A 23,307-nucleotide genomic window follows, 5' to 3' on the forward strand; every position below is an offset into this window, starting at 1 on the left:
AAGCGTAGCATGGGGCGCCGTCTTTGGCACGAGAAATTGAAGCGGCTTGACTTGCCCGCGCCGGGGAAGGAAAGTAACCCCATGCATGGAAAAATGGCAGGTTTTATCCTGATGCTGGCGTGCGGCGCGCCCGGCTGGGTTCAGGCGGCTCCGGATGCAGGAGAAGTGAAGGCGAAGATCGCGCGGAAAATCTGGCAGAATGAATGCGCCGGAACAGTAAAGGGGCTGGTTTCCTGGAACCGGGGGGAGGCGTTCCCCTCCCTGGGCATTGGGCATTTCATCTGGTTCCCCGCCGGGATTACGGAAATGTTTGAGGAAAGCTTTCCCTCCTTTGTCCAGTTTTGCCGTAAGAGGGGAGCACGCGTTCCGGAATGGTTTTCCGGCGCGGCCCCGTGGCGCACCAGGGCGGAATTTGAAGCGGCGGACGTACGGGGCGGCCTTCCTGAACGGATGCGCCAGTGGCTGTCCAGCCCGGCGGCTCTGCAAATGCAGGCGGATTTCATTATTGCCAGGTCCGTGGCTGCCCTGGGGCGCATCAAGAGCCAGTCCCGCCGTCCGGCGGAAATGGCTGCCCGCTACAATGCCGTGGCGACGGCGCCCAACGGCATGTATGCCCTGATTGACTACGTGAATTTCAAGGGGGAGGGAACCAACCCCGCGGAACAATACCGGGGGCAGGGTTGGGGGCTCAGGCAGGTGCTGGAGGAGATGCGCCCGGCCTCTCCCGGACAGCCTGCGGCGGTTGAGTTTGCGGAGGCGGCCAAAAGGGTGCTCCAGCGTCGCGTGGACAACAGCCCGCCGGCCCGCGGAGAGGCGCGCTGGCTTGCCGGATGGCGGAACCGGTGTGATTCCTATAAGAGAAGCCTGTGACGAATTCCTTTCCCGGCGGAAAAGACCAGTTGCGCAATTATCCTTGACCTGCCGGGGATTAGGGTGTAATTCCCTCACTTCATCCTGAAACTTCGCTAATTTTATGCCAAACACTCAAGAAGAAACAACGCTGATTTTGCTGAAACCCGATTGCGTGCGGAAAAACCTTTCCGGCACCATTTTGAAACGTTTTTTGTCCGAAGGGTTTCGCCTGCGCGGCATAAAGATGATTCAGCTTGACGAGCCGGTGCTCCGGGAACATTACGCCCATATTCTGGACCTTGTCGTCAATGGGGAACCGCTTTTCCCGAAACTGCTTGATTTCATGACCAGCTCTCCGGTCATCGCCATCGCCCTGAAGGGGCCCGGCGTCATTGTACGCGTGCGCGAACTGCTGGGGCCCACCAATTCCCAGAAGGCGCAGAAAGGCACCATCCGCGGCGATTACGGAACGGACAGCATGATGAACATCTGCCATGCTTCCGACAGCCGGGAATCCGCCGCCGTGGAACTGGTGAGATTCTTCCGGGAAGAAGAGCTGTTTGACAGCCTTAACTAAGGTTTTATCCTTTTTCCATCCGGTTTGTGACGGGCCGCGGCTGTAAAACGGCTGCGGCCTTTGCCGTACCGGGAAGCGCCTTTGTGGAAAGGAAGGGAGTGCCGGAGATTGGGAGGACGGGCCGGAGGCTCCGGGGAGGAGGGAAGGAGAGGGAGCAGCGGATTACTTTTCCCAGGGAGTGGTCAGGTAAAGGAAGGCCTTTTTCATGCGGTAGGCCTCCCGCATGAAGCCGTCCAGGATGTTGTTGCAGCTCTGCTTGGAAAAGGAATAGCCGTAAACGCGCTTGATGGCGGCGTCTTCGCTGTGCTGTTTCTGGCGTTTTAATTCGGCGTCCATGTCCCGGCGTTCCACATTGGGGGCGCTCAGGTTGTCGCCGTGCCAGCGGAAATCCGCCAGCAGCCTGTTGTAATGGACAAACTTTTTTCCGGCACGGCCCAGGCGTGCGTAATATTCCCCGTCCATATCGTAGCGGAACCGTTCGTCCAGCAGAAACCCTTCTTCAATCGTGGTGCTCCGGCGCAGGAACAGTGCGGTGGAGGCCAGGTAAGTTCCGTACCAGATGTGCATGTTCAGGCTGTAGGGAAGGGCTTTCATGGGCCGCTGGAGGGCTCCGTCCGGGCCGATGAAGTTCCAGGCGCCGTGCACGATGTCCGCATCCGGCCGGGAATCCGCAAAAGCCTTGACCGCAGCCAGAGCGCCCGGCAGCAGCCGGTCGTCCGTATTCAGCCACATGACCCACTTGCCGCGTGCCTTGCGGAATCCGCGGTTGATGCCTTCCGACATGCCGGAATCCTTTTCCACATGGAGTTTCAGGTGCGGATAGGAATTCAGGATGTCCAGCGTTCCGTCCGTGGAGCCCGCATCCTGGATGATGTGTTCAAAGGTGGCTCCTTCCTGATTCTTGACGCTTTCAATGCACTCCCGCACGTACCTGGCGTAGTTATAGCTGGGCGTGACGATGCTGAAATCCGGTTCGGTATCCATGGGGAGGGCTAGTTGGAAGGAGCGATGGAGCGTTCCCTGGCAATGTAAATGGGGCGCTTTTTAACTTCCGTATAGGTCTTGGCCAGGTACTGGCCCAGGATGCCCAGGCACAGCAGAACGATGCCTCCCATCAGGCAGAAGACGCACACCATGGAAGTCCAGCCGTAGGCGGAATGGGGCCAGATCAATTCACGGATCGTCAGGACAATGATGGAAAGGAAGGAAATGAAGGAGAGGAGCACCCCCATGATGGAAGCCAGCGCCAGGGGAGCGGTGGAAAAGGCCACGATGCCTTCAATGGAATACAGGAACAGTTTGAAGAAAGACCACTTGGTTTCTCCGGCTACCCGTTCCACGTTCTCGTATTCAAACCATTTGGTGCGGAAGCCCACCCATTCGTACAGCCCCTTGGAAAAGCGGTTGTATTCCTTCAGGGAAAGCAGGGCTTCCAGCACGGGGCGCGTCATCAGCTTGTAATCCCGGGCCCCGTCCACGATGTGCGTGTCCGATATCCGGTGAATCGTCTTGTAAAAGGCGCGCGCGAAGAAGGACCGCAGCGGCGGTTCCCCCTGCCTGGTGACGCGGCGCGTGCCTGCGCAGTCGTATCCTTCCTTCTCGATGGCTTTCACCATCTCCGGAAGCAGGGAGGGAGGATCCTGAAGGTCCACGTCCATGACGGCCGCGTAATCTCCCGTAGCAGCTTCCAGCCCCGCATAGATGGCAGCTTCCTTCCCGAAGTTGCGGGAAAAGGAGATGAATTTCACCTCCGGGGAATGCTCTGCCAGTTTCTTGACCATTTCCAAGGTATGGTCCGTGGAACCGTCATCCACGAAGATGAGTTCCAGGGCATAGGCCGCCAGGTGTTCCTTGAAAACCCGGTCTACTTCTTGCTTGAACGCCGGAATGGCCTGTTCTTCATTCAGGCAGGGAACAATCAGGGAAATGCGTTTCATGGCAATGCCCGGATCATACGCCAGAACCTGTCCGGATGCCAGCAAATAGTGCCCTGTACGCAGAGCAGCCTTCCTCCGCCGGAGAGGGAGGAAGGCTGCCGGAAAAAAGGGCCGTTCGCGGAGAAAAAGGAAGGATCAGAACTTCGGCAGGTTGCCGATGTCGTCCTCGTTTTCAGGGGCATGCGGGTCTTTGAGATCGCTGTCCCCGTCCTTGCCGAAGGACCAGAAATCATAATCCGGATTCAGGCCGTTGCCCATTTTCAGGTTCTTGGCATTGGCGGATTTGGTGGGGATGGCCTGCTCGCTGCCTAGGCGGTAGCGGTAGGGGGAGCCCCACGGGTCCGCCAGAATGTAGAGGGTGACCGGCCTCCCGTCCTTGCTTTTCACGTGGACTTCCCGGACGGTCGGGTTGCTCTTGGGCTGGGTGGCGGGGTTCAGTTCGTCATTGTAAATGGTGGTATCCCTGCCGGGCACGCCTTCATTCTTGTGGTCCCCGAACAGGGCCATGTAAACGACGTTGGAGCTGTATTCCTCACCGTTTGCCACGGCCACGCCGTGATTGTTGAAAGGGGCTTCCGTACCGTAGGGGTAGCGGTCATGGTCGCTGTGGTAGCTTTCCAGCCCCATTTCAATCTTGCGGACGATGGATTCCGTGGCCTGCTCGTTCTTTCTGGTTTCAAGCCAGGTGTAGATGGAGATGGTCAGCGTGGCCAGCACCACGATGATGACCATCACCACCAGGATTTCCATGAGGGTGAAGCCCTTTGCCGCCCGGAGGCGGCTGTATGCGGATCGAATCTTCATCTGGTTCTGCGTAGGGAGGTTAACCCATTTTTTCAATGACCTGCAGTAGGGGCAGGAACATGGCGAACACGATGCCGCCCACGACCACGGCCAGGAATACGATCATGATGGGTTCCAGCATGGAGGTCATGGCTCCCACGGCATTGTCCACTTCATCATCGTACACGTCCGCGATCTTGAGGAGCATGTCCGGAAGCTGGCCGGTTTCTTCACCCACGTCCACCATGGAGATCACCATGGGCGGGAAGAGCTTGGAGGAAGACATGGGCGTTACCACGGATTCACCTTCCTTCACGGAATCATGGATGAGGCCGATGGCGTCTCCCACGATCATGTTGCCGGCGGTATCCTTGGTGATGGTAAGCGCCTGGAGGATGGGAACGCCGGAGGTCACCAGCGTGCCGAAGGTACGGGCGAAGCGGGCGATGGCGCTCTTGCTCTGCACGTTGCCGATGACCGGCATGGTCAGCAGGGCGGAGTCAATCTTGCGGCGGCCGTTGGGCGTCTTGCTCATGGCCGTGAAGATAGCATACAGGATGGCGACGACGGCGGCCAGAATGACGGCGTTGGGCACGAATAAGGGCGCGGCCATGAACCAGTCACTGATGCCGAACACGAATTCGGAAATGGCGGGAAGCTCCTGGTTCTGTTCCGCGAACATCGCCTTGAATTTGGGGACGATGACCAGCATCAGGAAGATCACGATGCCCACCGCAATGAACAGCACGATGGAGGGGTACACCATGGCGGAGATCACCTTGCTCTTCAGTTTCTGCGCCTTTTCCTGGTATTCCGCCAGGCGGTTCAGCACGACTTCCAGCACACCGCCGAGTTCACCGGCCTTCACCATGTTCACGAACAGGCGGTCAAAGATTTTGGGATGCTGGGCCAGGGCTTCGGAGAAGGTGGAGCCGCCCTGCACGGAATCGCCCAGGGCTTCAATGGTCACGCGCAGGTTGGGGTTCGCCTCCTGCTTGGCCAGCACGTTCAAGCTCTGGAGCAGGGGAAGCCCTGCGTCAATCAGGGTGGCGAGCTGGCGGGTGAAAATCATCAGGGCCTTGGCCTTGATTCTGCCGCCCAGCCTGCCTTTTTGCTTCTTGCCTCCCTTGGCCTTCTTCTTGGCGGCGGGCGTTTGCTGAATCTTGCCTTTTCCCGCTTCTACGATCTGGGTGGGGTACAGGCCATGCGCCCGGATGGATTCCATGGCCTCCGCTTCGGAATTGGCCTCCAGGGTACCCGTTTTCTGGTCGCCTTTATGGTCAAGTGCTGTATATTGATATTTAGGCATATATGTGGTGTTTTAAGTGTTTTCTGCTTGGTGGTTGAAATGGTGGGTGCGGTATCCGGCTGTCCATTAAGTATACTTCAGCACTTCTTCAATGGTGGTATTGCCGTCGTAAATATTTCTCAGACCGTCTTCACGCAGGGTGGACATGCCCATTTCAATGGCCTTCTGCTTCAGCACCACGGAGGGCGCGCGGTCCGTAATCATGTCCCGCAGGGTATCGTTGATATCCAGAAGCTCGTAGATCCCCTTGCGGCCCTTGTAGCCGGAGTTGGAGCATTTGTCGCAACCGCGGCCCGTGAAGAAATGCTTGTCTCCCAGTTCATAGGGAGACACGCCAAGCTGGGAGAGGATGGTGGAGGAGGGTTCATACGGCGTGCGGCAGTCCGGGCAGATGGTGCGCACCAGGCGCTGGGCCAGCACCCCTTCCAGGGAGGCTGCCACCAGGAAAGGTTCGCAGCCCATGTCCACCAGTCGCGTAATGGCGCCGGCGGAGTCGTTCGTGTGCAGGGTGGAGAGCACCAGGTGGCCCGTCAGGGATGCCTGGATGGCGATCTGGGCGGTCGCCATGTCTCGCATTTCCCCCACCAGAATGCGGTCCGGGTCCTGTCGCAGGAAGGCGCGGAGCACCATCGGGAAATCCAGGCCAATAGCTTCATTGATCGGGATCTGGATAATGCCGTCGATGTCGTATTCCACGGGGTCCTCCGCCGTCAGCACCTTGGAATCAATGGTATTGATTTCCCGCAGGGCGGCATACAGCGTGGTGGTCTTGCCGGCGCCGGTGGGACCGGTGACGATGAAAATGCCGTTGGGTTTGTGGACCGTATCCAGAATATATTCATGAATATGCGGGGGGAGCCCCAGGTTGTCCAGGTTCAGGTTGACGGAAGAGCGGTCCAGCACGCGGAGCACCACGGATTCACCGTACTGGGTGGGCAGGGAGGAAACACGCATGTCCACCGCCCGGTTCCCTATCTGCTTGACGATTCGGCCGTCCTGCGGAACGCGGCGTTCCGCGATGTTCATGTTCGCCATGACCTTGACGCGGGAAATAACCGGGACGGACAGGTGAACGGGCGGCGGCTGCATTTCATAAAGGGAGCCGTCCACGCGGTAGCGGATTTTGAATTCCTTTTCAAAGGGTTCAAAGTGAATGTCGGATGCTTTTTCCTTAATGGCCTGCGTGATGACCAGGTCCACAAAGCGAATGACGGGCGCGGCGGCGGAATCTTCCGTTTCATTGTTGACCTGCATGTTGTTGAGCTCCTGCATCAGGTCCGTCATGGCGGCGGATTCCCCGCCGTACAGTTCGTTGATGCGTTCGGAAATCTGGTAATCCGGAGCGATGAGGACGTGGATGTCTTGGCCGAGGGCGAAGCGCAGGTCCTCCACCGTCTGCGGATTCAGGGGGTCCACCAGGCAGACGTACAGGCCTTCCGGGCCGTGCCGCACGGGCAGGGCGCCGTGCAGGCGCACGAGCGTGGCCGGCATCATGTTCTGCACGTTCGGGTCCGGCTGGAAGTTGTCCAGCGTAATGAATTCCGTCCCCAGGTCGCTGGCGATCATCTGCCAGATATCGTCCTTGCTGCCGATGATGCCGAAGTCTGCCAGCACTTCCGGCAGCTCCTTGCCGGAGACGGTCATTTCCTCCTTGATGTCCTTCGCCAGGGATTTGTCGATCATTCCCCGGCCGATAAAAAGTTCCAGTGTAAGATTGGTGTCCATAATAATCAGAATGAATTGCGGGGGAAAATCAGTTGGCGTCTCCCATGGTGACGTTCAGCACTTCTTCCGGAGAGGTGAGGCCGGCCAGCACCTTGCGCACGCCGTCCTCTCTCAGGGTTCTCATGCCCAGTTCCCGGGCGCGCTGGCGCAGCTGGGGGGAGGTCAGGTTCTCGTTGATCATGCGTCGCACTTCGTCGTCGATCTCGAAAATTTCAAACAGGCCCATCCGTCCCTTGAACCCGCCGCCGCGGCAGAAGTCGCAGCCGTGGGGGGCCTTGATCTGGCCCGGAGTGAGACGGGACATGTCAATGTTCAGCGTATGCGCCTGCTTTTCCGTCAGCACGCCGTCCACCTTGCAGCGGTCACACAGCTTGCGGACAAGACGCTGGGCCATGATGGCCCGGACAGAAGAGGCGATCAGGAAGCGTTTGATGCCGATGTCCGCCAGACGGGCCACGGCGCTGGGGGCGTCATTGGTGTGGAGGGTGGAAAATACCAGGTGACCCGTCAGGGAGGCGTTGATGGCGATGCTGGCCGTCTCCATGTCTCGAATTTCCCCGATCATGATGATGTTGGGGGCCTGGCGGAGCATGGCGCGCAGGGCGGCGGCAAAGGTCATGCCGATGTCCGCCTTTACCATCACCTGGTTGATGCCGGAAAGTTCGTATTCCACGGGGTCTTCCACCGTGATGATCTTTTTATCCGGGCGGTTGATGTGGTTCAAGCACGCGTAAAGGGTAGTGGTCTTACCGGAACCGGTGGGGCCCGTTACCAGGATGATGCCGTCCGGAAGAGTGATGAGGCGGTCGAACACGGCTTCATCATCCGAGAAGAACCCGAGCTGGGGGAGACCCAGCACCAGGGCTGACTTGTCCAGAATACGCATGACGATGCTTTCCCCATGGTTGCTGGGCACGGAAGACACGCGGAGGTCAATCTGCTTGCCGCCGATGTTCATCTGGATTCGGCCGTCCTGGGGCATGCGCTTTTCCGCGATGCTCATGGTGGTGCTCATCACTTTGAGGCGCGCGATGATGGGGCTGAGCAGCTTCTTGGGATGAGTGGCCACCTCCACCAGCTTGCCGTCCACGCGGTAGCGGATGCGGAGCCGGTTTTCCATGGGCTCAATGTGAATGTCGGACGCCCGCATCTTGAAGGCGTCCGTCAGCATCTGCTGCACCAGGCGGATGATGGGCGCGTCTCCGTCGTCCCCATCCAGGCCGGCGGCGTCTGCCGGAACGGTCAGGTCACGGTAAAATTCTTTCAGGCGGCTTTCCACCGCGCTGTGGGTGGCGACGCTGAAAATCACGTCGCGCCCCATCAGTTGGGGCAGGCTGTCCATGGTTTCCAGATTCAGCGGGTCGTCAATGGCGATGTTGACGGAAAAGCCGTCGTCGGAAATGGGGATGGCCCGGAAGCGCCTGGCGAGCTCCGGCGTGATGAGTTCGCGCACCTCCTGGGGAATGTGCATGGAGCCCAGGTCCACGACGGGCAGCAGGGATGTGGAAGCCGCCACCTGCGCGATGACGTCTTCTGTAAGATAATTGGCCTGGATCAGGAAATCGACCAGGTCCTGGGTGGGAGATTTTTGACTGCGCGCGTATTGAAGAATCTCTTCATTCAGATAGCCGGCCTGCGTAAGAAGTTCGATGAGATATGATTCGTTGGAGTACACGTCGATCTCTGGAGTCTATGGTTGGAAGTCTGCCGAAACGGGACGGCAGGATACTCCCCTATTTCTGACAGGTTCGAGGCGTAAAGTCAACTTAGCTTCCCTCAAAAGGGCATTTTTTTTCAGGTGCGGAGGGGGAAGGGGAAGACGGCCTTCCTCCCATGCCGCTTGCCGGGCCTGCGGAATCTCCCGGAGGGCGGGATTTTTCCCGCTCTCAGGAGCGCCGGCGGGGAAGGGTGGAAAGCAGGTCTTCCAGCTCCGCCATGCTGGAGACGCGAGCCAGGCGGGAGCGCATTTCCTTGGCTCCCGGAAACCCCTTCGTGTAAGCCAGAATGCGGGACCTCATGTGGCGCATGGTGTGGAGTTCGTCCCCGTAATGGCGGGACTCCAGGGCCATCCGGGCATGACGCAGGATCAGGTCCGTCTTTTCCTGCGGATCCCTGGCCGGAGGCATGGCGCCGTGCAGCAGATAATATTTGGCGTCTCCGAAAATCCATGGATTCTCCATGGCCGCCCGGCCAATCATGACGCCGCTGACGGCTGTGTTTTCCTTCACGTACGCTACCGCCTGCGGGGTGGAAATATCCCCGTTCCCGATGACCGGCACGGACATGGCCCGTGCGCATTCGTCAATGATGTCCCAGTTGGCCGTGCCGGAATACTGCTGGGAACGGGTGCGCCCGTGAATGGTAATCATGGAAATTCCTTCATCCTCCAGCAGGCGGCACGCGTCCATGGCGCACAGGCTCTGGAAATCCCAGCCAATGCGTATTTTGGCCGTGACGGGGATGCGGTCGCCCACGGCTTTCACCACGCCTCCGGCCACGGAGGCCAGCAGGGGAAGGTCTTTCAGCAGGGAGGACCCTCCATTTTTGCCCACCACTTTGGGGACCGGACAGCCGAAGTTGATATCGATGAAATCCGGTTTCTCATGGTCCAGGATTATTCTGGCGGCCTCTCCCATGTGGTTCCCGTCCGCGCCGAAAAGCTGAATGCCTATGGGGCGGTGCGCGTCTTCTATCTTCGTGTACCTCCGGTTTCTCTCCCATGCCTGGAGAATGCCTTCCGCAGAGACGAACTCCGTCACCATGACGTCAACCCCCAGTTCCTTGCAGATGGTGCGGAAAATGGGGTCCGTTACTCCGGCCATCGGAGCCAGGAACAACGGGAAATCCGTTTTGATAAACGGCAGGGAAGCGGAAGCTGGGCGGTTGGAAAAAGTCATGATTCCTTAGAATGAGGCTAACATGGGCCCATCTCCCGTTCAAGCGTCTTGCCCGTCCTGATGAAGAAAGCGGGGTGGGGAAAATGCAGGCGGCGTGCAAATGCGGCCCTCTTTTGAAAAAGCCTTTATGGAACGCCGCAGGCTTCTGCGGCATCTGAGAGAATATGCGGTCATGGGCCGCAATTTTTGATATTGGTTCGCTGGCGCTCAGTTTTTCCGGTTGCCGCAAAGGCTTGTGAAGCCCCTGACGGTTTTCAGGCCAGGGCGTGTGCCGGACTGGATACGTACATGTCCTGGAAGGGCGGCGTTGACGCATGCCGTCAATGAAAAACGGCTTCACCTGGGAGTGAAGCCGTTTGACGAAAGGTTGAAAGATCGCTTTTTTAGTGGTTGCCGCAGCCGCAGCCCCCGTCCTTGTGATCGTGGTCGTGGTCGCAATTGCCGTCGCAATCGCAGCTTTCCTTGTCGCAGCTGCCGCCACAGGAGCAGGAAGTCTGGGCGCTCATGGCGCGCTGCCGGGCTTCCTCGATTTCTTCCGGAGTGGGCGCACGGCCAAGGTCGATGGACATGCCCAGATAATGATTGATGGTGTTCAGGAGTTCATCGATGGTCTGGCGGGCTTCCAGGAAGCCGCGGGCGGCATCGTTCTTGACAACGTTTTCACGCAGGGTATCGAACTTGGAGATTTCCTCTTCCGTGGGGGGCATGCCGGCCAAGTGCTTGTTGCGCAGTTCTTCTCCGTAGGCGTTTACTTCTTCAAAAAGCTTGGTTGCCTCCGGATTCTGGAAAAAGAGGCCGATTTTTGCCTTGGAGGCCACAACCTGGTCTTCCTTGGCAAGCAGGTTGCAAAGGGCTTCCGTGGCGGCGCGCAGGTTGTCATTGAGAACGGGGGTATTCATATAAGATTCATTTAATCATGCCTTTCCGGACAGGGCAACCCGGTTGCGAGGCATGGCGTACATTTCCGTGTCACGGCCTGTTGCGGATTACAAATCCGAAGTCAATACTACTTTTTCATATCAAATGCATTTCTCCAACTCTACCCATTATTTCCCCGGATATTCTTAACAAGAAGAATATTTGTTAGAAATTGTCATATATGCTTGAATATGATGAATATTCTTCTTACATTCGCATTGTTGCCTATCTAGTTCGGATTTGTAATCCGCACAATCCCACTTGTTGCTACCCAACCTATGACAGGGAAAAATGATTCCATGGCTATGCTGGGGTGGAAAATCCCGCTGACGCTTCTTATCTGGTCCGTTATCGTGATTGGAGCGTGTTCGGATACCTCTCCCTTGTACTCCTTTTATCCATCTCCGGACCCTTCCATTTTTTTCATGTTCGGGCGGGGGCTGCTTCACGGGCTTCTCCCCTATGTGGAAATGGCGGACAGCAAGGGGCCCCTGCTGGTTTGGATTTATTATGCCGCCGCGTGGATTGACGGGCATTCATTTGCCGGAATATTCCTCATTCAGTGCGTAACCCTTTTTACGACGCTTCTGCTGGCTTGCGGGACGGCGCGTTTTTATCTGTCACAACGCGGCAGCCTGCTGGCTTCCATGCTGTTGTGCCTGTTTCTGTTTGATTCGTTTCCCTTCCAGCGCGGGGGAGGGGTGGAGGAATTGTGCTGGCCGGGGATGGCGGCCGTGGTTTACGGGCTGGTCCGGTATTTCCGGATGCGGGACAGGCGCAGCCTGCTGTTTCTGTTCGGCACGGCCGGGGTATTTGCCGGGGCAGCCTCCATGATGAAGTTCTCCATAGCCTTTCCCGTGTGCGCTTTAGGCGGGGTTCTGTGCCTGTGGCTGTGGTGGAACGGGCGGAGAAAAGAAGCGGCGGTGGCTTTAGGGGTGGCGCTAGCCGGCTTCCTGGCCGTGGTTGTCCCCTGTTCGGCCTGGCTGGTATCCAACGGTGTTTGGAAAGAAGCGATGAATGAGTACCTGTTGTGCTCCGTGCGTTATGGAACGGTGTCCCAGGATACCACATGGTGGGCCAGGCTGCTCAGGCCGGCTCCGGTCCGCTGCCTGTCCGACGTACTGATGTGGGTGGCCGTCATCTGGGCTCTGGCGATAGCGGGCTGGCGTCAATTAAAAACGCAAAAGGCGCTCCTCTTTACGGCCCTGCTGTATATCTTCTTCAAGGTGGAGATGTTCAGCGTGTACAACTACTATTACAATTCCATCCTTTCACCCATGATGATCTGGGTGACTATCTTCTTTGTGGCCCGGGCGGAACGGCGCTTTTCCCTGTGCATGCCGCGGATGGCGGCCGCAACGCTGGCAATCGCCTGCCTCACGGGGACCGGAGTGGCTGCCGGGCTGACGGGCGCCGTCCGGAAAGGAGACTTTGTCTGGAATGGCAGGGAGTTTTATTCCCCCGCCGTCCGGGAACGGCTGGCCTCTTTTTCCGAAGCCTCCGTCCTGTATCTGGGCTGGCTGGACAGGGGCTTCGGCATTACCTGGGACTGGAAGCCGTGCGGAAGATACTGGTTCCTTCAAAACTTCCCGTCGGAGGAAATGGTCAGGGAGCAGTATGATTACATTGAGCAGGGTATACCGGACATCATCCACACCAGTTCACGGGATGATGATTCTTTTCTGCGGCAGCACGGCTATAAGCCTTTGATGCCGGAGCTGGACGGGGGATTCTGGTGCCGGGTGTCACAGGGGGACGGCGAGCCTTCCCCCGAAGAATAAAAGGACCGCTCCATGAATGAGGCGGTCCCTGGAAAGTGGGAAGTAGCTGAGTCGGCGATTAGTGCGCCTTGCAGAATTCTTCGAAGCGGTCCAGCGCTTCCTTCAGCACGTCCGGCTTCTTTCCGTATCTTGTCTGCATTCTGGTAGAACGGGATAATTTGTCCTTCAATCCATCAGTTTTTTGAGCCGGGGAAGCTCCGGTTCTGCAAAGAACGGTCTGTCTGAATAGGCTGAATGGGGAATGACTTTTCTTCCCCTGCTTCAAAAGAAGTTCACATTGAGCAGCCGGATTCCAATGTTGCGAACCTTTCGGAGCTCCATAACCAGTTTGATGAGTTCTTCGTTGATTTTACGCTTAGGGCTATGGCGCGGCCGCCGGGTTTGCGCTGTAAGTCCTTCTTTCCCTTTTGCTTTCATTTTCATTGTTTCTTTCTGCCTCAGTGTTGAAGCGATTTCTATGAATCTCACAATCAATTATTTGTATCAAAATCGGATTTCCAATCCGGAGACAAGCTATAAATTTGAAAAAAAGCATTTAATACAAAATTATTTGGACCATAGACAGAAAATTTGAATGGACGGAAGACGTGCATTCGGGAAAGAAACAGATGGGAATTTTTCTATTCTTCCTGTTGCCATCAGGATTTTTCAAGGAACCAAAAAGCTTGTCGTCAAAATGTTATAGGTTAGTTGCATTGATATTATTTCCCGTTCCAGGGATGGAGCCTTCTTTCAAGCCGTTGGCGCATGGGCCCTGTCTCCGGATTGGAAATCCGCTAATTTGCATTCATTCCCTACTGGAAAACATGACATTTATATCCATGAACCATTCAGCGTCACGATTTTATCTCCTGCTAAACTTATCCTGTTTTGCTGCGCGCGCAGCTGCCGATTCCCCAGTCATAGCCTAATATAGCCTTTCAAGCGTATAACTTCTGAAAATTGCTCAAAATCGACTAATCCGTTTCCAAATCCATTCAATACCATGAGACTACATCTTCCTTCCTCTTTGCTCCGCTACGTGCTTGCGAGCCTGTTCATCTGCACCTTCCCGGCCGCATCCGGTGCGGACTACACGGTGAACAACACCCAGTCCGCCATGCCGGGCAGCAACCTGTACGGCACATTGGAAGAATTGAGGGCGTCCGGTTTGCTGCGTGCCAACGACACGGTTGTCCTGCATAACGACGACTCCACGCTGACAGGAGGCCTGAATCTTCTCATTAACGTTCAGTCCGACAACACGGCGGCAGCGCGCACGCTGGATCTGGCTGGGCTGGGAACAACTCCCATGTTTTTCCTGAAGAAAGGAGACCATGGCGCTGACATGAATTCCATCATCTGGGAGAATGCGGGCAACCGGGTTCTGCGTGTGGAGGGATTTGGCAGCAATGCCACTCTGAATCTTACCGGAGCGGTCACGTTCCGCAACAATACGGGAATCTATGATGATTCCACCGCTCCGGGCGGCGGCGCGATTGCCATTCAGGGTCAAGGTCTCGCTTCAGTCTCGCTGGATGACAATGCCGTTTTCACCGGAAATTACGCATCTTCCGCAAGCGGAGAGGTTAGAGGAGGCGCAGTTCTGGCGTTCTCCAACGACGCCCGGATCACTCTGGGCAACGGCGCCGTTTTCCATGCCAACCATGTTTTGGCGTCAGACAAAGCAGGCGGCGGGGGCGGCGCAATGTTTACCAAGGGCGGTTCCTCCTCCATTGAAATAGGTGATGACGCCACATTCACGGACAACTATGTCCAGGCTGGCAAGTCCAGCTACGGAGGAGCGATAGGCGCCGATAGAAACGCCACCTCCATTACCCTGGGAGACCGCGCGACTTTCAGCGGCAACCATATTTCCACCTCGGCAGACGGAGCAGCCAGTGAAGGGGGGGCGATCAGCACCTACATCACGATTAGAGACGCCTCCGTCACACTGGGAGACAGAGCCGTCTTCACCGGGAATTACATCTTGGCCGCCGGAACGGGAAAAGGGGCCGGCGGGGCGGTTGCGGTGCGGGCAAATGGAGGCCCTGCATCCCTCACCGTTGGGGCGGGTGCAAGCTTCACGGGCAACTATATCTCCGCGTCATCCGGTGACGGAGGTGCCATCTGGATGTCTTCAGGGGGGGCCTGCACTCTGGGAGCCAACGTTTCCTTCACCGGAAATTACATTCAGGCGTCTTCCGGAAGTGGCGGAGCGATTTACCTGAAGAATCAGCAGCTGACCATTCGGGACGGGGCGAATTTCACGAACAATTACGCGCCCACGGCAGGGGGAGCCATCCTGATCAACAATTTCGGCACCAACGCCGCCCAGCAATTCCTGGCGCAGACCCACGACGTTCTTTTCAGCGGCAATATGACAGGGGGAACCTTCACGCGCAACGATAACGGAACGTTTACCGTAGACGGGGGAACAGCCAACGCCATCCATGTTGAAAGGTTAGGCTCTTTGCAGTTGGCGGCCGGAGAAGGACGGAACATCCAGTTTGACGACCCGATCACCTCAGGAACGGACTACGCAATAACGCTCGCGATCAACCGGTATACGGATGACAATGGGACTGATCACGACACCTCCGGCACGGTCGTCTTCAGCGGAACACGCTATCAGGGTACGGACGCCCATCTGGTTGCCAGCCGTTACAACAATTTCCGGGGAAAAACCACTGTATACGGAGGTACGCTGGAACTCAGGGACGGGGTCGTTTTCGGCCGCACGGGGAGCATGACGGACACGGGAACCTCCTTTACGCTTAATGCCGGAGCCACTCTTCGAAGCAAAGGCGCCGTCAGCGAGATCAATGCCGCCTCGATCGTTCTCAACGGCACGGTAGACACCGAAGGCACGCTCCTGCTGAACGGAAACGTCACAGCTTCCGACGCAATGCTCAAAACCGGACAGGGAGTCCTTGACCTGAGGAATACCGGAACCAATCTGTTCACGAACGGAGTTGCGCTCAACGAAGGCAGCATCCTGATTAACGACATGGAACAGATTCGGACCGGCTCAGGCGCGTACATCACAGGTTCCGGCACACTGGACATCCGGTCCGCAGGCACCGTAACCCTCCCGGATTCGCTGGCCGGATTTGGCGGAACCATTGCCCTGACTGATACCCGGCTCCGTCCGGACGCCACAGGACAAACCGTGCTCGGCACCGCAACCCTGCGGCTCGGAAGCGGCTCCGAACTCTCCGTCGCGGAAAATTTTTCCATCAGCAAGCTGCATCTGGCCGGAGGAACGCTTACCGTCCAGGTGGATGGTGACGCTTCCCGGCTGGAACACCAGCTCTCCGTCTCCGGCAGTCTTGACATCACGTCGGCATCCACGCTGGCCGTCTCCGGTCTGAAAGACAGTCTGGACCACATAGCTCCCCAGCCGGGCTTCCTGGACCGCGATCTTCAGGAACTGGCTCTGGACGGCACCATCAACGCGGACGCCCTGCTGGTGGTACAAGCCGGGAACGTCGCGAATACAACTCTTCTGGACTTGGTGGATGCCGATACGGGCGAAGCCATCACCGGCGGCGAGGAACGCGAAGTTACCTATCAGGATACCGTTACCGCGACCTACAGCTACATTGCCGTAGCCGGCACCAATGAGCACAGCGGCCAGACGGGGATCCATCTCACCTACGGACTCAAGGAATTGAACATCCATGATGGGAAAACCTGGGTTCTGGACGCTCCGGCCGATCCGGACAGCGACCGGACGCTCATCGCCCGGATTACAGGCGGCGGCGCGCTGCAGCTGAATAGTGACGCGGCCGGCATCACCATCACCTCCGCCACGAGCCACACGGGGGGAACCCTCATCAATTCCGGCCTGGTCACTGCCGGAGCGGACAACCTCTTCAGCGCCGGAATCCTGGAGGTCAAGGAAGGTACAACATTTGACACGGCCGCCACCGCACAAACCAACAGTAAAGGGTTTATTCTGCAAGGCTTGCTCAAGGGCGGCCAGGCATTCTCCAACACGGACGCCATGTATGTCTTCACCAGCGCGCAGGTGGAATCGGCGCTTGCCAACACCGGAACGCTCCTATTGGCCAATACATCGGGCACAGGGCAGGACTTCCAGCTTTCGGGAGGCCTGAAGGGCGACGGAGGGCATGTAGCCTTTGAAGGAAGCGGCCGTGACACATTGAAGCTCGGCTCCCTCTCCGGATCGCAGGCCTTTACCATGAACATCAACCTGGCCGCCGGAACAAGCGACCGCATCGCCATCGCCGGGGAGGCTTCCGGCACGCACACGGTTCATTTCATCCTGCAAGGCGGCATTCCCTCCTCCCCGTCCTTCATACACGACATGATCACATGGGACAGTCTGGCGGAAGACAGTAATGCGGCAACGCTCTTTACCGGAACGCTTGATGCGGGTTTTTACTCCTACGGCCTTAAACTCAACGCAGCAGGCAATGGATACGACCTGTCGCCGGAGGGCTACAACAACCTGGGCGGCGTACTGCTCAATGTGCTTGGCTGCATGAGTACGGGATGGTTTGAACAGCTTGACACCCTCTCCAAACGCATGGGAGAGCTGCGCATGGGAGCGGACTTTTACAGGCAGCAGGACCAACAGGCCAGGAACGCCGGAGAGGCGCCCAGGGGGCACTACTGGGCGCGCACGGCTTCCGGACGCACGGACACGGACCTGGGCATCGCCGGAGTATGCGGCTTTACGGAATACCAGTATGGGGCGGACAGCGGCGCGGACTGGATTGTTGCATCCGGGAGAAACAGCATGCTGGCTGCCGGTCTCTTCGGAGGATATCGCCGGAGTGACCGCCGCTTCCATGACGGCTGGGGAAGCAAGGGCAGCACGGACAGCGGTTACGGAGGCCTTTACGCCTCATGGCTGCACAGCAGGGGGTGGTTTGCGGACGCGGTTCTCAAGGGAATGAGCTACAATGCCGCATGGAGCGCGGTCCAGCCCGGGGGCACGGAACGTGGCGGCTATGACAACTGGGGATTGGGAATGAGCATGGAAGCCGGGCGGCAGTGGAGCAGCGCCGGAGGATGGTTCCTGGAACCCTCCGTGCAAATCGCATGGCTCCATTCCGGTTCCACGCATATCGTCACGAACCAGGGCCTGGAGGTGGCGGGAAGCGCAGCCGACGTCTGGCAATTTGCCGGACGCCTGCGAGCCGGACGCACATGGAGCGTCAACGGAGGCAGGCAGCTGGTGCAGGGCTACGTGAAAACTGGTGTTACGCAGCAGGCAAGCAATGGCGGTGAAGTAAAGGCCGCCGGCAATCAGTGGCGTCCGAATACGGATGGAACCCGCGGCATGGTTGGCTGCGGCGTAGCATGGCAGCTCAGCGCCCGCGATCAGGTGCACCTGGACTACGAATATGTCTACGGAGACAAATATGATCGTCCCTGGACGATCAATTTGGGATATACGCGGAGCTTTTAGGCACAAAGGAATTCATATCTCTTCCTCCACCCGGCAAGTTCACTCTTGCCGGGTGTTTTGTTTCTGCCGGTCCTGCCGGAAAGTCTTCTCATGAGGAATAAAAAAAGACCGCTTCATGAATGAAGCGGTCCTGAAGATTGGAAAAATCAGTATTTGACGCTTAGTGCGCCTTGCAGAATTCTTCAAAGCGGTCCAGCGCTTCTTTCAGAATGTCCAGCGTGGTGCAGTAGCTGATGCGGATGGCCTTGTCATTGCCGAAGGCGATGCCGGGGACGGCTGCCACCTTGTAGCGTTCCAGAAGCTTGTCGCACAGGTTCAGGGAGGTGAGCCCCAGCTTGCTGGTGTCCACAAAGAAGTAGAAGGCTCCCTGCGGTTCCACGACGCTGACGTTCGGGATGGCGTTGAGGCGGGAGAGGACGTACTGGCGGCGCATGTCGTATTCGTCACGCATGTCGCTGATGAAGCTCTGGTCTCCCGTGAGGGCCTCAATGCCGCCGTACTGCGCGAAGGTGCAGACGTTGGAGGTGGTGTGGTCCTGAATCATCTGGATGGCCTTGGCAATGGGGGCCGGAGCGGCGGAGTAGCCCATGCGCCAGCCGGTCATGGCGTAGCCCTTGGAGAAGCCGTTGATGGTGATGGTCAGGTCGTACAGTTCCGGGCTCAGGGAGGCGATGCTGACGTGCCTGGTGTCTCCGTACACGAGGTGTTCGTAGATTTCGTCAGCCAGGATGAGGATGTCTTCGCTCAGGGCCACTTCTCCCAGGGCGCGCAGTTCTTCTTCTGAATAAACGGCTCCGGTCGGGTTGTTCGGCGTGGTGAGGATGACCATCTTGGTGCGGGGGGTCATGGCTTCCTCAAACTGTTCCGCAGTGAGCTTCCAGCCGTTTTCCGGCGTGGTTTCCACGATGACGGGAATGCCGCCGCACATGCGGACCATTTCCGGATAGCTGACCCAGTACGGGGAGGGGATGATGACTTCGTCTCCCTCGGAGACGGTCGCCATGATGGCGTTGAAGCAGGCGTGCTTGGCGCCGGCGCCCACGGTGATCTGGCTGGGATCATATTCCAGATTGTTTTCCCTCTTGAGCTTGTCGGCAATGGCCTGGCGGAGTGCGGGCAGACCGGCGGAAGGGGTGTACTTGGTAGCTCCGTTATTCAGGGCCGTGATGGCTGCCTGCTTGATGTTGTCAGGAGTGTCCATTTCCGGCTCACCGCCTGCCAAACCGTAAACTTCTTCACCGGCGGCCTTCATAGCCTTGGCCCGGTTGGTCACCTTGAGGGTCAGGGAAGGGGTCAATGCAGCAATGCTGGGGGAAATCATGTCCATTGTTGTGGTGCGATCGTAGAATTTTGATGCCCTGGCGGAAAACAGGCTATTCCCCGCACAGGCGGAAAAACTTTACTCACTGAGCGCACCCCTGGCAAGGAGAATGCTTGTGAAGACCATTCTTTTTCTTGCGGAGAGCGCGCCTCCCCTCGCGGAAGGGAAGTTTCAATGTCAGCGTTTCATGAATTTGGCCCGTACCGCGTCCAGTTCCGGCGTCTTGAACAGGAAGGCCGCCGCCAGGTAAACGATCCCGGCGCAGCCGCAGACCAGGGAGATGCCCAGGAGCCTGGCCGGGAAGGACCAGTCCAGAAAGCCCTGGAGGAACCACGTTTTACCCGCCCAGCACACGGCTCCCAGCAGGACTCCCGCCGCCAGAATGCGGCCCAGGCCAGAGAACAGCGTCCGTCCGTCCACGCCGCCCAGCTGGCGGCGCAGGTAAAGGAAGTAGAAGAGGAAGTTGAAGGTGGTGACCACGGAGGTGGTCAGCGCCAGCCACGCCGCATTTTTATGCAGGCCGTAGACAAAGTAGTAGTTGAGGCCAATGCTGATGGCCAGCGCCACGGCGGCGGCGATCAGGGGAACCCAGCGTTTTTCCAGGGCCAGGAAGACGGGCTGCACCACCTTGGTCCCGGCGTAGCCCAGCAGGCCCAGGGAGTAGGCGCCCAGCACCTCCCCGGTATAGCGCACCGCCTCCTGGTTGAAGCGGCCCCACTGGTACACGGAGGAGACGAATTCCGTTCCCAGGATGAAAAGGATCAGGAACGCGGGCACCGCAAAAAACGCCACCAGCCGCAGCCCTTTGGCGATGTGGGCAGCCACTTCCTTCCTGCCGTCTCCCACCATCATGCGGGAAACCGCGGGGAGGACCACCATGCCCGTCGCCACGCCGAAGAGACCCACGGGAAGCTGCCAGAGGCGGAACGCCGTGGTCAGGGCGGTGACGGAGCCTTTCTGGAGGTCCAGGGCGAAACCCGTATTGATGAAGATGGTGAACTGCGTGACGCCGGAAGCCAGCACGGAGGGAAGCATCAGCCCCCAGATTTTGCGCACGCGGGGATCGTCCCAATGGAAGTTGGGCTTCCACCGGAAGCCGGTTTTGCGCAGCTTGGGGAGCTGCACGGCAATCTGGGCCGCCCCTCCGATCGTGACGCCGCAGGCAAAGCCGTACAAAGCCCTGGGGCCGAAAGTGGGGTCAATGAAGTATCCGATCAGCAGGCCGAACAGGATGGAGGTGACGTTGAAGGCGGCGGAGGCCAGCATGGGCAGCCCGAAGATCCCCACCATGTTCAGGGCCCCCATGACGAGGGCGGACAGGGAGGCGAAGCCGATGAATGGCCACATGATGCGGCTCAGGTCCGTGGCGAACAACTGGTCCGTCAGGGAATGGTCCCCGCTGTAAAGGGCCTCCATGACGGGGCCGGCAAACAGGATGCCCAGCGTCACGATGGCGACCATCAGCGTGGAAAGCTGGGTGGCTACCTTGTTGGTCAGCTCCCAGGCGGCCGCGTCGCCTTCCGCCTCCCGTGTTTTGGAGGCTACGCTGGTGTAGGACTGGGAGAGAGCCCCTTCCGCAAACAGGTCCCTCAACAGGTTGGGGATTCGGAAGGCCGTATAAAAGGCATCCAGCACCCCCGTAGCGCCGAACAGGGAAGTGTACACGATTTCCCTGGCCATGCCTGTCAGGCGGCAGGCAAAGATGGCGCCGGAGGCTACCAGGCTGTTCCGCATCAGGGACATGAAAGAGAAGGGCTTACTTGAACAGTTGGCGGCAGTACGGTTCCACGCGCTTCATGGCCGGATTGTCCTTGACGGCCTGGTCGCGGTCATCCCGGCAGGGGAAGAGATACAGGGCGTACCCTCCGTAGCCGCCGCCCAGGTATTTTTTGGCAAGGGCGTTCGGGATGTCCGGCAGGGGCTGCATTCCTTCGTCAAGCTGAACGCTGTAGTACAGGGCCACGCCTGCGGCCAGGGTGTTGATGTTGCGTTCCAGCACTCCGGTGCGGGCAATGAGGGAGGATTGGGAGATGCGCACGTAATCGCGCTGTTCGTCCGCCATTCTGGGAGTGTCGTGTTCCTCCCCCGTGTACAGAATGGCCATTCTTCCTTCCAGGAAGTCGCCCGTGCCCTTGACGTCCAGCACGGGGGAACTGCCGGAACGCCAGACGCACAGCCCCGTTTCCGCAATGACGGCGGGGTCCTGCCAGCCGACGCCCAGAGCGAGTTCGGAAGCGACCGGGTCGCGTCCTTCCAGCATGGCCCACGCGCCGCTGCCGCCCAGTCCGGACCGCTTTTCATACGGCCATTCGCAGAGGGACACCATGGGGGTGATGGCGCAGTTGACCACATAGGAGCCTTTTCTGGCGTAGCGGGGAACGTCCAGCCATCCTCCGGCAAAGTCCACGCGGAGCGGCACGGTGGACGGGGCCTTGATCCGGTTCACCAGCATGGTGGTGGAAACGGGGGCGAATTTGGGAGGCGTCTTGGGAAGCACCACATAACTCGCGCCCACACGGGAGCACAGCTCCTTCTTGATGCCGCTGTAAAGGTCGTCCTCCGTCACGGCCAGGACGTCGGGCCTTTCCTGAAGAAATTCCTCTTCAAAGTCCAGGCCCTTCTTCATGCCGGTGCCCAGAATGACCTTGTCCACCATGCGCAGGCTTTCCAGCAGCACTTTCTTGTGTTCGTCCGGAATGGACGGTTTGCGCTGCTTGTGGTGCCACAGCACGGGTTCCGAGGCAAAGGAGACGATCAGATAGTCGCCCAGGGCCCGGGCTTCTTCAAAAAACTGGATGTGACCGGCGTGAACGATGTCATAGCAGCCTGAAACGAAAACTTTTTTCATGCGCGTGGTGATAGATAATTAGTCCACGGCAGTATGCCCTATTGCTCCGCCGGATGCAAGAGCCGGGTGGAAGTACGCCAAAAAACGGCACGGACCTTAGAAGGCCCGTGCCGTTGAAGAAAAAGAAAAATCAATGTCTGCCGGAACCGGTCAGGACGCCATGGCTTCCTGGTAGCGGCGTTCCACGTCGTCCCAGTTGATGAGGCGGCAGAAATCTTCAATATAATCCGCCCGGAGGTTCTGGTGCTTCAGGTAATAGGCGTGTTCCCAGACGTCGCAGACGAGGATGGGGACGAGACCGGGAATTTCCAGGTTCTGGTGCTTTTCCGCGCCGCAGATCACTAGCGTCTTGCTCATGGGGTCCACTCCCAGAATGCCCCAGCCGGAACCTTCCACGCCCTGGGAGGCGGCCTTGAATTCCTTCATCATGGCTTCCAGGGAACCGAATTTTTCCTTGATGGCGTCCACCAGGGGGCCCTGCGGTTCCTTCTTGGGATCGGGCGTCATGTTGGTCCAGTAAATGGTGTGGAGGACGTGGCCGGAAACATTGAAGGACAGGTTGCGCACCCAGTTGGTAGTGGCGGAGGCGTCCAGCTTGCCGTCCGCGATTTCACGGAGCTTTTCAGCCGCGGCGTTCGCGCCGGCGACGTAGGCCGCATGGTGCTTGTCATGGTGGATGCGCACGGTTTTTTCATCCAGCATGGGTTCCAGTGCGTCGTAGGCGTACGGAAGGGGCGGTAACACGTACTTGCCGTCGGCATAGCCGACCGTGGAGGGATCTTGCTTTTTAGTCATCTTGTGCTGTGGTTGTATAGACGGCCCTGTTGCCCGGGCCTGGCTGATTGTTCCCAGCGCCGCCAATGAGGAAAGGGCGATGAAACGCCTTCTGTTCATGTCCGCGCCACGGGAATTCATGGAAGTTTGGACATGGATGGAT

General features: G+C 58.3%; 16 protein-coding genes. 4 read left to right on the top strand and 12 right to left on the bottom strand.

Annotation, left to right across the window (positions count from 1 at the left end; genetic code table 11):
* Window positions 1-93 precede the first annotated feature (93 nt).
* A complete protein-coding gene (locus tag M8N44_RS01975; protein WP_146021104.1) occupies window positions 94-870 on the top strand; it encodes a hypothetical protein in 777 nt (258 codons plus the stop codon).
* A 103-nt stretch (window positions 871-973) separates the two neighbouring features.
* Window positions 974-1,429, top strand: a complete 456-nt coding sequence (locus tag M8N44_RS01980) for a nucleoside-diphosphate kinase (RefSeq protein ID WP_022396629.1) — start codon at window positions 974-976, stop codon at window positions 1,427-1,429.
* A 162-nt stretch (window positions 1,430-1,591) separates the two neighbouring features.
* Here M8N44_RS01980 and M8N44_RS01985 read toward each other — a convergent pair whose 3' ends face one another.
* The 8 genes from M8N44_RS01985 to M8N44_RS02020 all read right to left on the bottom strand — a co-directional run bounded on the left by M8N44_RS01985 (window position 1,592) and on the right by M8N44_RS02020 (window position 10,979).
* Window positions 1,592-2,413, bottom strand: a complete 822-nt coding sequence (locus M8N44_RS01985; RefSeq protein ID WP_022396630.1) for a glycosyltransferase family 2 protein — start codon at window positions 2,411-2,413, stop codon at window positions 1,592-1,594.
* 8 nt (window positions 2,414-2,421) lie between these two features.
* On the bottom strand, window positions 2,422-3,366 hold the full coding sequence (locus M8N44_RS01990) for a glycosyltransferase family 2 protein (RefSeq protein ID WP_102728432.1): 945 nt from the start codon (window positions 3,364-3,366) through the stop codon (window positions 2,422-2,424).
* A 135-nt stretch (window positions 3,367-3,501) separates the two neighbouring features.
* The gene (locus M8N44_RS01995; RefSeq protein WP_022396632.1) at window positions 3,502-4,170 is read right to left on the bottom strand and encodes a prepilin-type N-terminal cleavage/methylation domain-containing protein; all 669 of its coding nucleotides are present in this window, start codon (window positions 4,168-4,170) and stop codon (window positions 3,502-3,504) included.
* Window positions 4,171-4,189: 19 nt separating this feature from the next.
* The gene (locus M8N44_RS02000) at window positions 4,190-5,458 is read right to left on the bottom strand and encodes a type II secretion system F family protein (protein ID WP_022396633.1); all 1,269 of its coding nucleotides are present in this window, start codon (window positions 5,456-5,458) and stop codon (window positions 4,190-4,192) included.
* A gap of 66 nt (window positions 5,459-5,524) precedes the next feature.
* Entirely contained in the window at window positions 5,525-7,183 is a 1,659-nt protein-coding gene (locus M8N44_RS02005; protein WP_022396634.1) for a GspE/PulE family protein, read from the bottom strand.
* A gap of 28 nt (window positions 7,184-7,211) precedes the next feature.
* Entirely contained in the window at window positions 7,212-8,858 is a 1,647-nt protein-coding gene (locus tag M8N44_RS02010; RefSeq protein ID WP_022396635.1) for a GspE/PulE family protein, read from the bottom strand.
* A gap of 211 nt (window positions 8,859-9,069) precedes the next feature.
* On the bottom strand, window positions 9,070-10,080 hold the full coding sequence (gene dusB / locus M8N44_RS02015) for a tRNA dihydrouridine synthase DusB (RefSeq protein WP_102726974.1): 1,011 nt from the start codon (window positions 10,078-10,080) through the stop codon (window positions 9,070-9,072).
* 383 nt (window positions 10,081-10,463) lie between these two features.
* A complete protein-coding gene (locus M8N44_RS02020) occupies window positions 10,464-10,979 on the bottom strand; it encodes a YlbF/YmcA family competence regulator (protein WP_022396637.1) in 516 nt (171 codons plus the stop codon).
* Window positions 10,980-11,297: 318 nt separating this feature from the next.
* On the opposite strand from M8N44_RS02020, the gene M8N44_RS02025 reads away from it, so the two are divergent.
* Both M8N44_RS02025 and M8N44_RS02030 read left to right on the top strand, forming a co-directional pair.
* Window positions 11,298-12,779, top strand: coding sequence for a glycosyltransferase family 39 protein (locus M8N44_RS02025; protein WP_215709548.1), 1,482 nt, complete (start codon window positions 11,298-11,300; stop codon window positions 12,777-12,779).
* Window positions 12,780-13,764: 985 nt separating this feature from the next.
* Window positions 13,765-18,201 (top strand): autotransporter outer membrane beta-barrel domain-containing protein, encoded by a 4,437-nt coding sequence (locus M8N44_RS02030; RefSeq protein ID WP_102728262.1) that lies wholly within the window; start codon window positions 13,765-13,767, stop codon window positions 18,199-18,201.
* 160 nt (window positions 18,202-18,361) lie between these two features.
* Here M8N44_RS02030 and M8N44_RS02035 read toward each other — a convergent pair whose 3' ends face one another.
* From M8N44_RS02035 to M8N44_RS02050, 4 genes are all read right to left on the bottom strand, one after another.
* The gene (locus M8N44_RS02035) at window positions 18,362-19,528 is read right to left on the bottom strand and encodes a pyridoxal phosphate-dependent aminotransferase (protein WP_102722538.1); all 1,167 of its coding nucleotides are present in this window, start codon (window positions 19,526-19,528) and stop codon (window positions 18,362-18,364) included.
* Between the two features lie 171 nt (window positions 19,529-19,699).
* Window positions 19,700-21,265 (bottom strand): murein biosynthesis integral membrane protein MurJ, encoded by a 1,566-nt coding sequence (murJ, locus tag M8N44_RS02040; RefSeq protein WP_102728263.1) that lies wholly within the window; start codon window positions 21,263-21,265, stop codon window positions 19,700-19,702.
* Between the two features lie 13 nt (window positions 21,266-21,278).
* On the bottom strand, window positions 21,279-22,370 hold the full coding sequence (locus M8N44_RS02045; RefSeq protein ID WP_022396645.1) for an adenylyltransferase/cytidyltransferase family protein: 1,092 nt from the start codon (window positions 22,368-22,370) through the stop codon (window positions 21,279-21,281).
* 150 nt (window positions 22,371-22,520) lie between these two features.
* Window positions 22,521-23,285 carry a superoxide dismutase gene (locus M8N44_RS02050; RefSeq protein ID WP_249852994.1) on the bottom strand — a complete coding sequence of 255 codons (765 nt, stop codon included), beginning with the start codon at window positions 23,283-23,285 and terminating at the stop codon, window positions 22,521-22,523.
* Between the last annotated feature and the right edge of the window lie 22 nt (window positions 23,286-23,307).

This window comes from Akkermansia massiliensis, from assembly GCF_023516715.1.
GTDB lineage: Bacteria > Verrucomicrobiota > Verrucomicrobiia > Verrucomicrobiales > Akkermansiaceae > Akkermansia > Akkermansia massiliensis.

Coding starts and splice junctions, on each gene's coding strand:
- M8N44_RS01975 (WP_146021104.1), top strand. CDS start 94: ATGGCAGGTTTTATCCTGATGCTGGCGTGCGGCGCGCCCGGCTGGGTT.
- M8N44_RS01980 (WP_022396629.1), top strand. CDS start 974: ATGCCAAACACTCAAGAAGAAACAACGCTGATTTTGCTGAAACCCGAT.
- M8N44_RS01985 (WP_022396630.1), bottom strand. CDS start 2,413: ATGGATACCGAACCGGATTTCAGCATCGTCACGCCCAGCTATAACTAC.
- M8N44_RS01990 (WP_102728432.1), bottom strand. CDS start 3,366: ATGAAACGCATTTCCCTGATTGTTCCCTGCCTGAATGAAGAACAGGCC.
- M8N44_RS01995 (WP_022396632.1), bottom strand. CDS start 4,170: ATGAAGATTCGATCCGCATACAGCCGCCTCCGGGCGGCAAAGGGCTTC.
- M8N44_RS02000 (WP_022396633.1), bottom strand. CDS start 5,458: ATGCCTAAATATCAATATACAGCACTTGACCATAAAGGCGACCAGAAA.
- M8N44_RS02005 (WP_022396634.1), bottom strand. CDS start 7,183: ATGGACACCAATCTTACACTGGAACTTTTTATCGGCCGGGGAATGATC.
- dusB (WP_102726974.1), bottom strand. CDS start 10,080: ATGACTTTTTCCAACCGCCCAGCTTCCGCTTCCCTGCCGTTTATCAAA.
- M8N44_RS02020 (WP_022396637.1), bottom strand. CDS start 10,979: ATGAATACCCCCGTTCTCAATGACAACCTGCGCGCCGCCACGGAAGCC.
- M8N44_RS02025 (WP_215709548.1), top strand. CDS start 11,298: ATGGCTATGCTGGGGTGGAAAATCCCGCTGACGCTTCTTATCTGGTCC.
- M8N44_RS02030 (WP_102728262.1), top strand. CDS start 13,765: ATGAGACTACATCTTCCTTCCTCTTTGCTCCGCTACGTGCTTGCGAGC.
- M8N44_RS02035 (WP_102722538.1), bottom strand. CDS start 19,528: ATGGACATGATTTCCCCCAGCATTGCTGCATTGACCCCTTCCCTGACC.
- murJ (WP_102728263.1), bottom strand. CDS start 21,265: ATGTCCCTGATGCGGAACAGCCTGGTAGCCTCCGGCGCCATCTTTGCC.
- M8N44_RS02045 (WP_022396645.1), bottom strand. CDS start 22,370: ATGAAAAAAGTTTTCGTTTCAGGCTGCTATGACATCGTTCACGCCGGT.
- M8N44_RS02050 (WP_249852994.1), bottom strand. CDS start 23,285: ATGAATTCCCGTGGCGCGGACATGAACAGAAGGCGTTTCATCGCCCTT.